This is a genomic window from Streptomyces sp. NPDC127114, assembly GCF_042677525.1.
Lineage (GTDB): Bacteria > Actinomycetota > Actinomycetes > Streptomycetales > Streptomycetaceae > Streptomyces.
This window is the reverse complement of record NZ_JBHXTJ010000081.1, coordinates 1-14,512: the sequence shown is the minus strand read 5'-3', so window position 1 is coordinate 14,512 and position 14,512 is coordinate 1. Positions and strand designations below refer to the sequence as shown.

Below are 14,512 nucleotides of genomic sequence, written 5' to 3'. Positions count from 1 at the left end.
CGGGGCGTCGCCGCCGACGGCCACCGATCCGACCTGGATCTGGCGGCTCTTGCGCCGCTCGGCGAGCCGGGTCGGAACGGACGGGATACCGAGAGAGATCGCGGTCATCAGCTGTACAACCCCAAGGTGTGGTTCATCGGGCTCAGGTCTTCGAGATTACCGCCCCTGGGGCGGGCGGCCGGACACCGCAGGGGTGTCCGGCCGGGTGGGCGCTAGGTCAGCTTCACCGGGTTGACGATGTCGGCGACCAGGACGAGCAGGGTGAAGCAGACGAACACGCCCGCCACCACGTACGCGGCCGGCATGAGCTTGGCCACGTCGAACGGGCCCGGGTCGGGCCGCCGGAAGATCCGCGCGGTGTGCCGGCGGACCGATTCCCACAGGGCGCCGGCGATGTGGCCGCCGTCGAGCGGCAGCAGCGGGAGCATGTTGAACAGGAACAGCGACACGTTGAACATGACCAGCAGGTTCATGAACCAGACGAGGATCGTCTGCGGCGGCGCGTCCAGGGTCATCAGCTCGCCGCTGAGGCGGGCGGCGCCGACCACGCCGACGGGCGAGTCCTTCTCGCGCTCGCCGTCGCCGAAGGCGGCGTTCCACAGGGCGGGGATCTTGCCGGGCAGGGCGATGACGGACTCGACGCCGGCCTGGAGCTGGTCGGACATCCGGTCGACGGACTCGCCGAAGGTCAGCGGCAGGACCTCGGTCTTGGAGGCGAAGCCCAGGTAGCCGGCGGGCACGGTCTGCAGCGGCTGGACGACCCGGCCGTCGGCGTCCTTCTTGTAGACCTCGTTCTTGATGAGGGTCGGGTGCAGGTCGATCCGCTGTCCGCCGCGCTCCACGGTGACGGTGGCGGGGCCGATGGTCTCGCGGATGTGGTCGGAGAGCGTGTTCCAGTCCGAGACCGGGGTGCCGTTGAAGGCGACGATCCTGTCGCCCTCCTTCAGGCCCGCCGCGTACGCGGGCGAGACCGGGTCGCCGGCCTGGCACTGCTCGCGCTTGGTGTCCTGGGCGATGACGCACTTCTGGACGCCGGCGACCTTGGTGGTCTGGGTCTCGAAGCCGATGGCCATGGCACTGCCGAAGAACAGCACGACGGCGAGGACCAGGTTCATGAACGGCCCGGCGAACATGACGATGACGCGCTTCCACGGCTTGCGCGTATAGAAGAGCCGGGACTCGTCGCCGGGCTGCAGCTCCTCGAAGGAGGCCTCGCGGGCGTCCTCGATCATGGAGCGCCACGGGGAGGTGGAGCGGGCCTCGATCCGGCCGTCCTTGCCGGGCGGGAACATGCCGATCATGCGGATGTAGCCGCCGGCCGGGATGGCCTTGATGCCGTACTCCGTCTCGCCCTTCTTCCGCGACCAGATGGTGGGGCCGAAGCCGACCATGTACTGCGGCACGCGGATGCCGAACAGCTTGGCCGTGGAGAGGTGCCCCAGCTCGTGCCACGCGATGGAGACGAGGAGTCCCAGCGCGAACAGCACGATGCCGAGAACGGTCAGGAGTGTGGTCATGCGCGCGCCTCCGCGATTGCCTTCGCCGCGAGTTCCCGGGCCCGGGCCCTGGCCCAGGTCTCCGCTTCCAGGACGTCCGACACCGTGAGCGGGGTTCCCCGGCCGGGGGCCCCGTGCTCGGTGACGACCGCTGTGACCGTATCCATGATTCCGGTGAACGGCAGCCTTCCGGCGAGGAAGGCGTCCACGCACTCCTCGTTGGCGGCGTTGAAGACGGCGGGCGCGGTGCCGCCGAGCTCGCCGACGTGGCGGGCGAGGTTCACGGAGGGGAAGGCCTCGTTGTCGAGCGGGAAGAACTCCCAGGTGGAGGCGGTGGACCAGTCGAAGGCGGGGGCCGCGTCGGGGACCCGCTCGGGCCAGCCGATGCCGATGGCGATCGGGCCGCGCATGTCGGGCGGGGTGGCCTGGGCGAGGGTGGAGCCGTCGGTGAACTCGACCATGGAGTGGACGTACGACTGCGGGTGGACGACGACCTCGATGCGGTCGAACGGGATGTCGTAGAGCAGGTGCGCCTCGATGACCTCCAGGCCCTTGTTGACCAGGGTGGCGCTGTTCACGGTGATGACCGGGCCCATCGCCCAGGTCGGGTGGGCGAGGGCGTCCTCGCGGGTGACGCCTTCCAGCTCCTGGCGGGTCCGGCCGCGGAAGGGGCCGCCGGAGGCGGTGACGACCAGCTTGCGGACGTCGGCGCGGGTGCCGGCGGCGAGCGCCTGGAAGAGGGCGGCGTGCTCGGAGTCGACCGGGATGATCTGGCCGGGCTTGGCCAGCGCCTTCACCAGCGGGCCGCCGACGATCAGGGACTCCTTGTTGGCGAGCGCCAGGGTCCGGCCGGCCTCCAGGGCGGCCAGGGTGGGCGCGAGGCCGATGGAGCCGGTGATGCCGTTGAGGACGGTGTGGCAGGGCGAGGCGGCGAGCTGGGTGGCGGCGTCGGGGCCGGCCAGGATCTCGGGAAGCGGCTCGGAGCCGTAGAGCGCCTTGAGGGCGGTACGGAGCTCCTCGACGGCCTCCTCGCGGGCGACGGCGACCGTGCCGACCCGCAGCCGGTGCGCCTGCTCCGCGAGCAGCCCGGTCCGGCCGCCGGAGGCGGCGAGGGCGGTGACCCGGAACCGGTCGGGGTTGCGCAGGACCAGGTCGATGGCCTGGGTGCCGATGGACCCGGTGGAGCCGAGGACGACGATGTCCCGGCGGCCTTCGGACACGTCGAAGGCGATGTGCGGGTCGGCGAGAGGAGAGGGGCGGTCGCTCATGCCCCCCATTCTTGCCGCAAAGACCGTGCGCTCCTCACAGCCCCCGTGCGAAGGCTGCGAAAACGGTGTGGAAGTCCGGGAAGGTCTTCCGGACGCAGCCGGGGTCGTCGAAGGTGATGCCGGGCGTGCGCAGCGCGGTGACCGCGAAGGACATCACGATGCGGTGGTCGCCGTGCGTGGCGATCTCGACGGGTCCGGCCGGGGTTCCGGGACGGATCTCGATCCAGTCGGGGCCGGTGGCGACGTCGATCCCGAGCCGGCGCAGGTTCTCGGCGCAGGCGTCGAGCCGGTCGCACTCCTTGACCCGGGTGTTGGCGACGTCCTCGATGCGCACGGGCCCGTCGGCGAAGGGCGCGAGCGCGGCGAGGGTGGGCATGGTGTCGGAGATGTCGCGCATGGCGACGGTGAGGCCGCGCAGCCGGCCGGTGGAGCGGACGGTGGTGCCGGTGCCGGTGATGTCGGCCTCGGCGCCCATGCGGCGCAGCACGTCCACGAAGGCGAGGTCGCCCTGGAGCGCGCCGGTGCCGAGGCCCGGCACGGTGACGGCGGCGCCGGGCGTCAGGGCGGCCGCGGCGAAGAAGTAACTGGAGGTGGAGGCGTCGGGCTCGATCGCGTACGTGGTCGCCCGGTAGCCGGTGGGCGCGACCGTGTACGTACGGCCTTCCGGCCCGTCCTCGCGGGCGATCTCGGCGCCGAAGGCCCGCATCATCGCGAGGGTGATCTCGACGTACGGCTCCGAGACCAGGTCCGTGACGGTGATCGCGAGGCCCTCGGCGGTGAGCGGGCCGAGCAGGAGCAGCGCGGTGAGGTACTGGGAGGACTGGCCGGCGTCGAGGCGGATCGCGCCGCCCTTGATGCCGCGGCCGTGGACCGTGAGCGGGTGGTGGCCCTCGCGCTCGCCGTGCGCCAGGTCGACGCCCAGCTCGCGCAGCGCGGTGGTGAGCGGCCCGAGCGGGCGGCGGCGCATCTGGGCGGAGGCGTCGAACCGGAAGGTGCCGTGCCCGGCGGCGGCGAGCGCGGGCAGGAAGCGGGCGGTGGTGGCGCCGTCCCGGCAGTACACGTCCGCCTCGCCGGCCCCCGGCCCGGCGGGCCGCCCCTCGATGTGCCACGCACCGGGCTCCTGCCGTACGGCGTAGCCGAGGGTCTTCAGCCCTTCGGCGAAGCCCTCGGTGTCGTCGGACCGCAACGGCCGGAGCAGCGTGGTGGTGCCTTCGGCGGCGGCGGCGAGGAAGAGCGCGCGGGCGGTGACGGACTTGGAGCCGGGGATGTCGATGACGGTCACACGGCCATCCTGCCGCGGGGCACACGCCGGCGGCGGGGGCGTCCGGAGGGTGGACGGAGGCGGGCCGGCGGGCCGGGCCGCCTCCGGTCAGGGCTCAGGTGATCTTGCGGTGGACGTTCTCCCGCGTCGACGGGCCGGGGGTGGTGTCCGCGATCCAGGGGCCGTCGTCGCTGGGGTCGAGGATGCCTTCCTCCAGCCACGTGTACGAGCCCGCCAGGACACCGTCGACGACCTTGCGGTCCAGGTCGTCGGTGTTGGACCAGAGGCGGCCGAAGAGCTCCGCGATCCGGAGCCGGGCCTGGCGGCAGAAGGCGTCCGCGAGCTGGTGGGCCTCGCGGCCGTGGGCGCCGGTGGTGCGGAGGAGTTCGGCGCGTACGCAGACGGCGGCCATGGCGAAGAGTTCGGCGCCGATGTCGACGATCCGGCCGAGGAAGGCCTGCTTGAGCTCCATCTTCCCCTGCCAGCGGGACATGGCGTAGAAGGTGGAGCGGGCGAGCTTGCGGGAGGTGCGCTCGACGTACCTGAGGTGGGTGGCGAGCTCCCCGAACTCCGCGTACGCGCCCGGGAGCTGTCCCTGTCCCGCGACGAGCTGCGGCAGCCAGCGGGCGTAGAAGCCGCCGGCCCGGGCGCCCGCCCTCGCCTTGTCCGTGAGCGGCTTGTCGGGGTCGATGATGTCGCCGGCGACGGCGAGGTGGGCGTCGACGGCCTCGCGGGCGATCAGCAGGTGCATGATCTCGGTGGAGCCCTCGAAGATCCGGTTGATGCGGAGGTCGCGCAGGACCTGTTCGGCGGGGACGGCGCGCTCGCCGCGGGCGGCGAGCGAGTCGGCGGTCTCGTAGCCGCGGCCGCCGCGGATCTGGACGAGTTCGTCGGCGATCTTCCAGGCCATCTCGGAGCCGTACAGCTTGGCGAGGGCGGCCTCGATGCGGATGTCGTTGCGGTCCTCGTCGGCCATCTGGGACGCGAGGTCGACGACGGCCTCCAGGGCGAAGGCGGTGGTGGCGATGAAGGAGATCTTGGTGCCGACCGCCTCGTGCCGGGCGACCGGCTTGCCCCACTGCTCGCGTTCGGCGGCCCATTCGCGGGCGATCTTCAGACACCACTTGCCGGCGCCCGCGCAGGCGGCGGGCAGGGAGAGCCGGCCGGTGTTGAGGGTGGTGAGCGCGATCTTGAGGCCGGCGCCCTCGGGGCCGATGCGGTTCGCGGCGGGGACCCGCACCTGGTGGAAGCGGGTGACGCCGTTCTCCAGGCCGCGCAGGCCCATGAAGGCGTTGCGGTGCTCGACGGTGATGCCGGGCGAGTCGCCCTCGACGACGAAGGCCGTGATGCCGCCCTTGTGGCCCTCGGAGGCGGGGACGCGGGCCATGACGACGAGGAGGTCGGCGACGACGCCGTTCGTCGTCCACAGCTTCACGCCGTCCAGGACGTACGTGTCGTCGCCGTCGGGCACGGCCGTGGTGGCGAGCCGGGCCGGGTCGGAGCCGACGTCGGGCTCGGTGAGCAGGAAGGCGGAGATGTCGCTGCGGGCGAGCCGGGGCAGGAAGGCGTCCTTCTGCTCCTGCGTGCCGAAGATCTTCAGCGGCTGCGGTACGCCGATCGACTGATGGGCGGAGAGCAGCGCGCCCAGCGCGGGGCTGACCGAGCCGACCAGGGCGAGGGCGCGGTTGTAGTACAGCTGGGTGAGGCCGAGACCGCCGTACTTCGGGTCGATCTTCATGCCGAGCGCGCCGAGTTCCTTGAGGCCGCGCACGGTCTCGTCCGGGATGCGGGCCTCGCGCTCGATGCGGGCGCCGTCGACCTCGGTCTCGCAGAAGGCCCGCAGCTTGGCGAGGAAGGCCTCGCCGCGCCGTACGTCCTCGTCGGCGGGCATCGGGTGCGGATGGATGAGGTCCAGGCGGAAGCGTCCGAGGAAGAGTTCCTTGGCGAAGCTCGGCTTGTGCCAGTCCTGCTGGCGGGCCGCCTCGGCGACCTGCCGGGCCTCGCGTTCGGTCACCTTGGGCGGCCGCTGGGTGGGTGCGGACATGAGGAGCTCACCTCGCCGCTCGTCGGGAGCCTGATCGGCCTGGCGTAACGCGGTGCTACTCGTCCGTCGTACCCGATATCGGGGGGTTCGGAAAGACGAAGGGCGGTCCGAGCCCCCGCACAGTGGGCTCGGACCGCCGGTCTCTTCGTCCGTACGGGTGTACGGGCTAGAGCGCCAGGCCCGTCAGGACCAGGACGCGCTCGTAGGTGTAGTCGTCCATGGCGTACTTGACGCCCTCGCGGCCGACGCCGGAGCGCTTGGCACCGCCGTACGGCATCTGGTCGGCGCGGTACGAGGGGACGTCGCCGACGATCACGCCGCCGACCTCGAGGGCCCGGTGGGCGCGGAAGGCGGCCTGGAGGTCGTGGGTGAAGACGCCAGCCTGGAGGCCGAAGTCGGAGTCGTTGACCGCGGCGAACGCCTCGGCCTCGCCGTCCACCTTGGCGACGGTCAGGACCGGGCCGAAGACCTCGGCGCGGGCCAGGGTGACGTCGGCCGGGAGGTCGGTGAGGACGGTCGGGGCGTAGGTGGCGCCCTCGCGCTTGCCGCCGGCGAGCAGCTTGGCGCCGGCCGCGACGGCCTCGTCCACCCAGGCCTCGACGCGCTTGGCGGCGTTCTCGTCGACGAGCGGGCCGACGTCGGTGGCGTCGTCCGCCGGGTCGCCGGTGACCTGGGCCTCGACCGCGGCGACGATCTTCGGCAGCAGGCGGTCGTAGACGGAGGCGTCGGCGATCACGCGCTGCACGGAGATGCAGGACTGGCCGCCCTGGTAGTTGGAGAAGGTCGCGATGCGGCTCGCGGCCCAGTCCAGGTCGGCCTCGGAGGACCAGTCCGGGAGGACGACGGCGGCGGCGTTGCCGCCGAGCTCCAGGGTGCAGTGCTTGTGCGGCACGGATTCCTGGATGGCGTAGCCGACCTTGTCGGAGCCGGTGAAGGAGATGACCGGGAGGCGCTCGTCCTGGACGAGGGCGGGCATGCGGTCGTTCGGCACGGTGAGGATCGACCAGGAGCCGGCCGGCAGGTCGGTCTCGGCCAGCAGCTCGCCCAGGATCAGGGAGGAGATCGGGGTGGACGGGGCCGGCTTGAGGATGATCGGGGCACCGACGGCGATGGCCGGGGCGACCTTGTGGGCGCTGAGGTTCAGCGGGAAGTTGAACGGCGCGATGCCGAGGACGACGCCCTTGGGGATGCGGCGGGTCAGCGCGAGCCGGCCGACGCCGCCGGCCTCGGTGTCGAGGCGCTGGGCCTCGCCGGCGTTCCAGCGGCGGGCCTCCTCCGCGGCGAACCGGAAGACGGAGACGGCACGGCCGACCTCGCCGCGGGCCCACTTGACGGGCTTGCCGTTCTCGGCGGAGATGACCTGGGCGATCTCCTCGGTGCGCTCGGCGAGCCGCTTCGACACGTGGTCGAGGGCGGCGGCGCGGACGTGCGCCGGGGTGGCGGCGAACTCGTCGACGACGGCGTGCGCGGCGGCGACGGCCTCCTCGACCTGGGCCTCGGTGGGCACGCTGACCTTGCCGACCAGACGTCCGTCGTACGAGTTCGTGACGTCGAAGGTGGCCTCGCCGGTGGCCTCGCGGCCGGCGAGCCAGAAGGCGTGGGTGGTCGTCATCGCGTACCGGCCCTTTCCGTTTCGGTGCATCGCTGGAGGGTGCGAGGGGGGTGCTCTCGCGCTCTGGTGACACGTTAGGGCGAAGCGGGCGGGCGGGGGCTTGTCCGGTGTGGAGTGGTGGACGGGAACTCCTGTCCGCTTTGGCGGAAGCGGCCGCGCGTCACCAGGTGCGGTAGGCGGAGAAGGGGCGCCGCTCGCCCTGGCCCCAGCGGGCGGCGATCCAGAGGTCCTCGTGGCGGAAGAGGCCCGCGAGCTCCTCGTTGCCGTCGTCGGTGTCGCGGTCGAAGGTGCGCCGGTCGACCTCCTCGCCGGTGGCCGCGTCGAGGACGTACAGCTCGTCGAGGCCCTTCCGGGAGCGGGTGAAGACCGAGACGCGGCCGTCGTCGGCGTGCATCGCCGTGGCCTCGCGCCAGGAGCCCCAGGACTCGGAGGTCCACAGCTCCTTGCCGGTGGCCGGGTCGACGGCGGTGACGCCGCTGCCGGAGCTGTCGAAGACCTTGCCGTCCGCGACGGCGACGGCGCCGCTGCCGAGCTGGAACTCGCCCTGGCGGCGGCCGTCCGCACCGAAACCGACGAAGGCGTGGAGGCCGTGCGGCACCGCGTCCTGGACCATGAGGACCGTCGGCTCGGCGGACAGGAAGGACACGACGGCCTTCGGGTCGACGGGCCGCCGGGCGCCGAGCGCCGAGGTCCACAGCTCCTTGCCGGTGGCCGGGTCGAAGGCGGCCAGCTTCGCCTCGGTCGCGCACCGCAGGGCCGCCAGGACCCGCTCGGGCGCGACGGCCACCGCGCGCGGGACACAGCCGTCGGGCACGGCGGCCTTCCAACGCGGGGCGCCGGTGCGCGGGTCGAAGGCACGCAGCGCCCGGTCGCCCGGGAGGACGGGCCGGGTGCGCCGGCCCGGGTCCTCGTCCCACTGCGCGTCCTCGTCACGGAGGACGGCGAGCCCGGAGCCGGTGGCGAGGACGCCGGTGGCGTCCTCCGGGTCGGTGTCGCCCGGAGTGCGGGTGGTGCGCCACAGTTCACGGCCGGTTTTCAGGTCGATCGCGGCGACGGTGGCGCAGCCCTTGCCCGCCTGCCCGGTCCGGCCGCCCGTGCCCGGGTCCATGAGACCGATCAGCGCGACCGCGTCGGCGGTGTCGCCGGGGGCCGCGCCGCCGCCGACGCCGCTGGTGGCGCAGATCTCGGCCCGGCCGGGCACGGCGTACTCCCAGCGGCGCGCGCCCGTCCGGGCGTCGAAGCCGGTGACGGCGTCGAAGCGGCTGCGGACGACGGTGTCGCCGACGACCCAGGCCGCGTTGCCGTACGGGGCGGCCGGCTTGTCGTACGGGGTGTCCCAGGCGCGCTCCATGGAGTCGCCCGGCATGTGCCCGGTCTCGGAGGCCACGCAGGAGGCGAGCCCGCCGCCGAGGGCGAGCAGGACACCGAGGACCACCAGCCAGGCGATCCATGGCCCCCGCGACCCCGCCGCCGCGCCGCCCGTCCCTCGTGCCGCCATGCCGCTCTCCCCCGGTCGAAGCTGTCGTGACCTCGTCAGCCTAGGGCCTGGCCGGCCATGATCCGCCGGACGGGCCCTGGGCGACGGTCGATCACCCGCGGCGCTCGGTCGAGACGATGGCCCAGACGCCCGCGACCACGATCGCGCCGCCGAGTGCGATCGACCAGGTCAGGGACTCGTTCAGGATCAGGGCGCCGAGAGCGACGGCGACGACCGGGTTCACGTAGGCGTAGGTCGCGACGAGGGAGACGGGCGCGGTCTGGAGGAGCCAGGCGTAGGCGGTGAAGGCGATGAGCGAGCCGAAGACGACCAGGTAGCCGAGGGCGAACCAGGCGCTGCCGGGCACGGCCGCCAGGTCGAGGCCGTGCTGCTCGCCGCGGACCAGGCCGACGCCGAGGCCCGCGAGGCCGCCCGCGAGCATCTCGTACACGCTCGCGGTGAACGGGTTGGCGGGCATCGGGATCCGCGAGGAGACGAAGGAGCCGGCCGACCAGCTGAGGGCCGCGACGACCACGAGCAGGACGCCGCCGAGCTGCACCTCGCCGCTGAGCCCGGGCAGCGTCAGCACCGCGAGTCCGGCGAGCCCGAGCAGTACGCCCACGGTCCCGCCCAGGCTCGGGCGCTCGCCGGAGACCGCCTTGAGGACCACGACCCAGACCGGGACGACGGCGACCAGCAGCGCGGCGAGCCCCGACGGCACGGACGTCTCGGCGAGGACGACGAGCCCGTTGCCGCCGAGGATCAGCAGCAGGCCGACGGCGACCGCGGAGGCCAGCTGCCGCGGGCTCACCTTGAGCGCGGCCGGACCCTGCCGCCAGGCGATGACGCCGGCGAGCAGCACGCCCGCGGTGACGAAGCGGGTGCCCGCGGACAGGAACGGCGGCAGGTCGTGGACGACGACCCGGATGCCGAGGTACGTGGAGCCCCAGACGACGTACACGATCCCGAGCGCCGCCCACACCGCGGCGGGGATCCGGCGGGCGGGTCGGGCGGCCGCGGGGGCCGGACCGACTGACGGGGCGTCTGAGGCTTCTGGAGCCGTACCTGCGGCGGGGGTTGTCATGCCCAGGAGATTAGGCAGTCAGGGGCATGCGGACCAACAATTCTGCCCGGGATCGGGCACGCTGGGCCCGGAACGGCGGCGACTCCCCGTCATTCCCCCTTCGGGAGCGGGGCCGTGCCGCCGTCGCCCGTCGCCTTCAGGGCCAGCCACAGCTCCATCCGCACGTCCGGGTCGTCGAGCGAGCGGCCGAGGATCTCCTCCACCCGGCGCATCCGGTAGCGCAGCGTGTGGCGGTGGACGCCCAGGTCGGCGGCGGCCGCGTCCCACTGGCCGTGGCGGGAGAGCCAGGCCCGGAGGGAGGCGACCAGGTCGCCTCGGCCGGTGGCGTCGTGTTCGTACAGGGCGCGCAGCAGGCCGTCGGCGAAGGCGCGGACCGCGTCGTCGGCGAGGAGGGGCAGGACGGAGCCGGCCGCCAGTTCCTCGTGCTCGACCAGGGCGCGGCCGCGCCGCCGGGCCACCGAGAGCGCCTGCTCGGCCTGCTTGTAGGCGGCTGCCGCGGCGATCGGGCCGGTCGGGGCCGAGAGCCCCACCACCAGGCCCGCCTCCTCCGCCTCGCGCGTGGCGAACGCCTCGCACGCGGTGACGACCGCTCCGCCGTCACCGGCGAGGACCACGAGCCGCTCGCCGCCCTCCGGGCCCTCCGGCACGGTCAGCACCGACTCGCCCGCGCGGGCGGCCGCGGCCTCCAGCGTCTCGGCGAGCGCCGAGAGCGGCGGCTCGCCCTCCTTCGGCTCGGCCGACGCGACCGGCTCGGCGATGAGCAGCCGGAACGGGGCGTCGAGCAGCCCGCCGTACAGGTCGCCCGCCACGGCCCGCGCGTGGTCCGGCTGGCCGGCGAGCAGCATCCGCAGCACCGCCGCGCCGAGCCGCTGCTCGGCGGCCTGGAGCGAGCGGGAGCGTTCCGTGGTGAGGGTGAGCAGGGCGATCGCCGAGTGCACGGCGTAGCGCTCGGCCGTGCCCAGCGGAGCTCCCGTGCCGACCGCGAGCGCCCCGCGGACCCGTCGCCCGGTGCCGAGGGACTGCAGCTCGACCCGGTCGTCGGTGCCGCCGACGACCGCGCTCGCGGGCGCGGGCCGCTCCCGGAGCCGTTCCACGTCGGACGTGAGCCGGGCGGCCCGGCGCGCCGCCCACTCGGGCGCGACGGCGATCACGGTGCCGGAGGTGTCGTACAGCGCGGCCCAGCCGTCGACGTGCGCCGCGAGCCGGGCGACGACGGCGTCGGGGCCCTCGGCGAGCGCGGCCCTGGTCAGCTCGCGCTGCGCCTCGAATCCGGCGGTCACGGCCCGGTACTGGTCGGCGGCGATGGCCGCGGACACGGCCTTGCTGATGGCGAGGAACGGCGTCCGCCGCGGCACTTCGAGCAGCGGCAGGTGCTCCTCGCGGGCCGCTTCGAGCAGCGCCGCCGGGATGTCCTCGTAGTTGACGCCGACGGCGAAGCCGAGCCCCACGACGCCGGCGCCGAGCAGCCGCCGCACATAGCGCCGCATCGCCTCGGGGTCCTCGGCGTCGAGCGTGAGGGCGGTGGTGAGCAGCAGTTCGCCGCCCTCCATGTAGGGGACGGGGTCGGTGAGCTCGCTCACGTGCGCCCAGCGCACGGGGGTGTCGAGGCGGTCCTCACCGGCACGGACGGTGAGCTTGAGCGCCGAGTGCTGGACGAGCGAGGCGAGGGTGGGCGGCATTGGGGACCGTCGGACCTTTGAGGTTCTGGGGAGGGAGGTGCGCGTCGGGGGTGGGGGGTCGCGCGGATGGGGAGGCGGCCGCCCGTCGGGGGCGGCGTGTCCCTGATTCTGCCAGTCCGCACCGGGCCCCGCCCTCGCCCGTACGCCGCATCCTCGCCCGTTCGCCGCCGCCTTGCCCGTACGCCGCGCCCTCCCTGCCCCGGCCGGTTCCGCCCGCCCGTCCTCAGCCGCGCAGGTCGACCAGGAGCGGCGGGGTGCGCTCGCCCCCGACGTGCGTGAGGGACAGGACGGCGTGGCCCGGCGGCACGGCGTGGGCGAGGTCGGAGGCGGACCATCGCTCGCGCTCGACCTCGCGCACCGTCACCGCCTCCGTCGTCACCGCCTTGCCGGTCATCAGCTTGCGGAGGGCGTGGAAGGCCCGGGTCATCGGCTGGTCGGCGAAGACGGTGTGGTGGGCGACCTCGGTGGTCTCCACCCGTTCGGTGCCCCACGCCTCGGCGAAGGCCCGGCCGTCCCAGTTGGGGATGCCCGCGAAGGCCATCCGGCAGCCGACCACCGCGAGCAGCGGCCCGTGCAGCGCGGCCGGCACCTCCGCGAGGGTACGGAGGGCGAGGACGACGCCCGCGTTCTGCGGGCGCAGCCGCTGCAGGGCCCGCACGGTCCCGGGGGTGAGCGCGCCGGCCGCGTCGTCGAGCACCAGGCAGGCGAAGTGGCCGCGCGACGGGCGGTCCCGGTCCCGGTCCCGTACGACGGACTGGAACTGGGCGAGCAGCAGCCGGTTGAGGAGCCGGGCGGCCTCCTCGTGGGCGCCGTCGGGGAGGCCGATCCGGACCCGTACGGGGTGCTGGGCGACGGCGCGCAGGGAGAACGGGCGGCCGTCCGCGCCGCCGCCGAAGAACTCGGCGAACACCGGCCGGTCGAGCGCCGCGAGCCGGTCGGCGAGGACGGGGCCGAGGTCGGTCGCGGTGCCGACCTGGCGGATCCGGGACTCCAGCTCGCGCCGCATCGCCTGGGCGGCGGTGTCCTCGGGCAGCAGGTCGAGCAGGGTGCGCAGGGTCTCGGGCCGGGCCTCCAGGAGCTCGCGGAGCACCGGGACGGTGGGGAAGCGGTCGTACGCGGCCCGGTAGGGGCCGATGAGCTGGGCGAGGACGGTGGCGGCGCGGCGGGTCTCCACGCCCTCCATGTCGCCGACGAGTCCTTCGGCGAGGAAGGCGGCGGCCTCGTCGGGGTCGGTCGCCCCGGCGTAGAGGTCGAGGTCGTACGGAGAGGACGGGTCGCCGAGCCGGATCACGACGTCGTAGGCCCCCTCGGGGCCGAGCGGCGCGCCGGTCGCGGCGACGGCGACGACGGAGCAGCCGCCCGCGAGGGCCTGGAGGGTGAGCGACTCGACGACCGGGGCGACGAGGGAGCGGGTCTTGCCGGATCCGGAGGGACCGACGGCGAGCAGCGAGGTGGCGAGGAGTCCGGGGTCGAGGGCGAGACCGGCCTGGTGGTAGTCGCGGGGCGTGCGCTCGCCGGCCGGGTACCGCCCGACGCGGACCTGGCCGAGGAGCAGGTCGTGCGTGGCCGCCCGGCCGGGCAGGTCGCGGTCGCCGGACGGGTGGCCGCCCGCGGCCGGCCCGTCGCGGAGCAGCTTTCCGACCAGGGCGGCGCGGCGCACGGCGTCGTGGCGGGTGTCCTGCCAGGCGCGTCGGACGCGGGCGCAGTCGACGTCGTTCATCCGGCCGTCGGCGACGGCGGCGGCGAGCAGGTCGGCGGCCTGCGACTCGCCCGCCTCGCGGAGCTCGGGCCACTGGGAGCGGGGGACGACGGGCCCGGCGGGCGCGGCGGGCGCGGTCCGGGCGGCGGCGGACGCCGCGGTACGGGCGCGCCGGGCCCGGACGAGGCCCTTCCAGTCGCCGAGCCGGGCGAACGGCCACAGGACGAGGAGGGTGATCAGCGTGTAGAGGGTGTAGACGACGAACGGCGAGGTGAACACGTCGAACCCGCCGGTGAGCAGGGCGACGAGCGCGAGCACGGGCGACACGACGGGCAGCGGGTCCCAGTCGAGGCCGAAGGCCTCGGGCCAGACGAGGACGAGGGTGCCCAGGGCCATGGCGCCCGCGAGGGCGGCGCGGGTGCCGGGGCGGAACCGGCCGACGTAGTGCCGGACGATCGTGCGCCAGGAGCCGAGGAAGCCGATGGCGGCCACGAGGACGAGGAGGAACACGCCGTCGTACATGGCGCGGGCCGCCTGGCCGTGCCAGTCCACGGGAGCGGTGGTGGCCGGGTACCACCATTCCCTCGGCGTGAGCAGCCAGAGGAACTCGGGCTTGTACGGGAAGACCTCGGAGCGCCAGGCGGACCAGGCGAGCAGTCCGATCGCCACCGGGATCAGCATCCCGGCGATGGTGACCGGCGCGAGCCGCTCGGGCCCCTCGGGGCCGGGCGGCACGTGCCGGAACCGCCAGATCCCCGGCCCCGCCTCCGGCCGCGGCGCGTCCAGCCACGCGGCGACCGGGCCGGCGGCGCCGGTCGCCGGGACGGGCCGCGGCGGCGCGGCGGGCGGCGCGGGCACCCCGGCCGGGGCCGGTCGCCGCGCCTCGGCGGAC

The 14,512-nt window shown here is 74.4% G+C and carries 9 protein-coding genes; all 9 read right to left on the bottom strand.

Annotated elements, in window-relative coordinates:
- Nucleotides 1-212: 212 nt before the first annotated feature.
- Nucleotides 213-1,517 carry a M50 family metallopeptidase gene (locus ACFVGS_RS36950; RefSeq protein ID WP_384421690.1) on the bottom strand — a complete coding sequence of 435 codons (1,305 nt, stop codon included), beginning with the start codon at nt 1,515-1,517 and terminating at the stop codon, nt 213-215.
- Entirely contained in the window at nt 1,514-2,764 is a 1,251-nt protein-coding gene (gene dxr / locus ACFVGS_RS36945) for a 1-deoxy-D-xylulose-5-phosphate reductoisomerase (RefSeq protein ID WP_384421692.1), read from the bottom strand. The genes ACFVGS_RS36950 and dxr overlap by 4 nt, the downstream gene beginning before the upstream one ends.
- A 34-nt stretch (nt 2,765-2,798) precedes the next feature.
- Nucleotides 2,799-4,046: a 3-phosphoshikimate 1-carboxyvinyltransferase gene (gene aroA, locus ACFVGS_RS36940; RefSeq protein ID WP_385696814.1), complete on the bottom strand. Its 1,248-nt coding sequence runs from the start codon at nt 4,044-4,046 to the stop codon at nt 2,799-2,801.
- Nucleotides 4,047-4,140: 94 nt separating this feature from the next.
- Entirely contained in the window at nt 4,141-6,069 is a 1,929-nt protein-coding gene (locus ACFVGS_RS36935) for an acyl-CoA dehydrogenase family protein (RefSeq protein WP_385696812.1), read from the bottom strand.
- Nucleotides 6,070-6,235: 166 nt separating this feature from the next.
- Nucleotides 6,236-7,681: an aldehyde dehydrogenase family protein gene (locus ACFVGS_RS36930; protein ID WP_384421743.1), complete on the bottom strand. Its 1,446-nt coding sequence runs from the start codon at nt 7,679-7,681 to the stop codon at nt 6,236-6,238.
- 160 nt (nt 7,682-7,841) lie between these two features.
- A complete protein-coding gene (locus ACFVGS_RS36925; RefSeq protein ID WP_385696809.1) occupies nt 7,842-9,179 on the bottom strand; it encodes a PQQ-binding-like beta-propeller repeat protein in 1,338 nt (445 codons plus the stop codon).
- Between the two features lie 91 nt (nt 9,180-9,270).
- Nucleotides 9,271-10,242, bottom strand: coding sequence for an EamA family transporter (locus tag ACFVGS_RS36920; protein ID WP_385696807.1), 972 nt, complete (start codon nt 10,240-10,242; stop codon nt 9,271-9,273).
- 89 nt (nt 10,243-10,331) lie between these two features.
- Nucleotides 10,332-11,921: a PucR family transcriptional regulator gene (locus ACFVGS_RS36915; RefSeq protein ID WP_384421700.1), complete on the bottom strand. Its 1,590-nt coding sequence runs from the start codon at nt 11,919-11,921 to the stop codon at nt 10,332-10,334.
- Nucleotides 11,922-12,144: 223 nt separating this feature from the next.
- Nucleotides 12,145-14,478 carry an ATP/GTP-binding protein gene (locus ACFVGS_RS36910; protein ID WP_385696818.1) on the bottom strand — a complete coding sequence of 778 codons (2,334 nt, stop codon included), beginning with the start codon at nt 14,476-14,478 and terminating at the stop codon, nt 12,145-12,147.
- Nucleotides 14,479-14,512 lie beyond the last annotated feature (34 nt).

Coding starts and splice junctions, on each gene's coding strand:
- ACFVGS_RS36950 (WP_384421690.1), bottom strand. CDS start 1,517: ATGACCACACTCCTGACCGTTCTCGGCATCGTGCTGTTCGCGCTGGGA.
- dxr (WP_384421692.1), bottom strand. CDS start 2,764: ATGAGCGACCGCCCCTCTCCTCTCGCCGACCCGCACATCGCCTTCGAC.
- ACFVGS_RS36935 (WP_385696812.1), bottom strand. CDS start 6,069: ATGTCCGCACCCACCCAGCGGCCGCCCAAGGTGACCGAACGCGAGGCC.
- ACFVGS_RS36930 (WP_384421743.1), bottom strand. CDS start 7,681: ATGACGACCACCCACGCCTTCTGGCTCGCCGGCCGCGAGGCCACCGGC.
- ACFVGS_RS36925 (WP_385696809.1), bottom strand. CDS start 9,179: ATGGCGGCACGAGGGACGGGCGGCGCGGCGGCGGGGTCGCGGGGGCCA.
- ACFVGS_RS36920 (WP_385696807.1), bottom strand. CDS start 10,242: ATGACAACCCCCGCCGCAGGTACGGCTCCAGAAGCCTCAGACGCCCCG.
- ACFVGS_RS36915 (WP_384421700.1), bottom strand. CDS start 11,921: ATGCCGCCCACCCTCGCCTCGCTCGTCCAGCACTCGGCGCTCAAGCTC.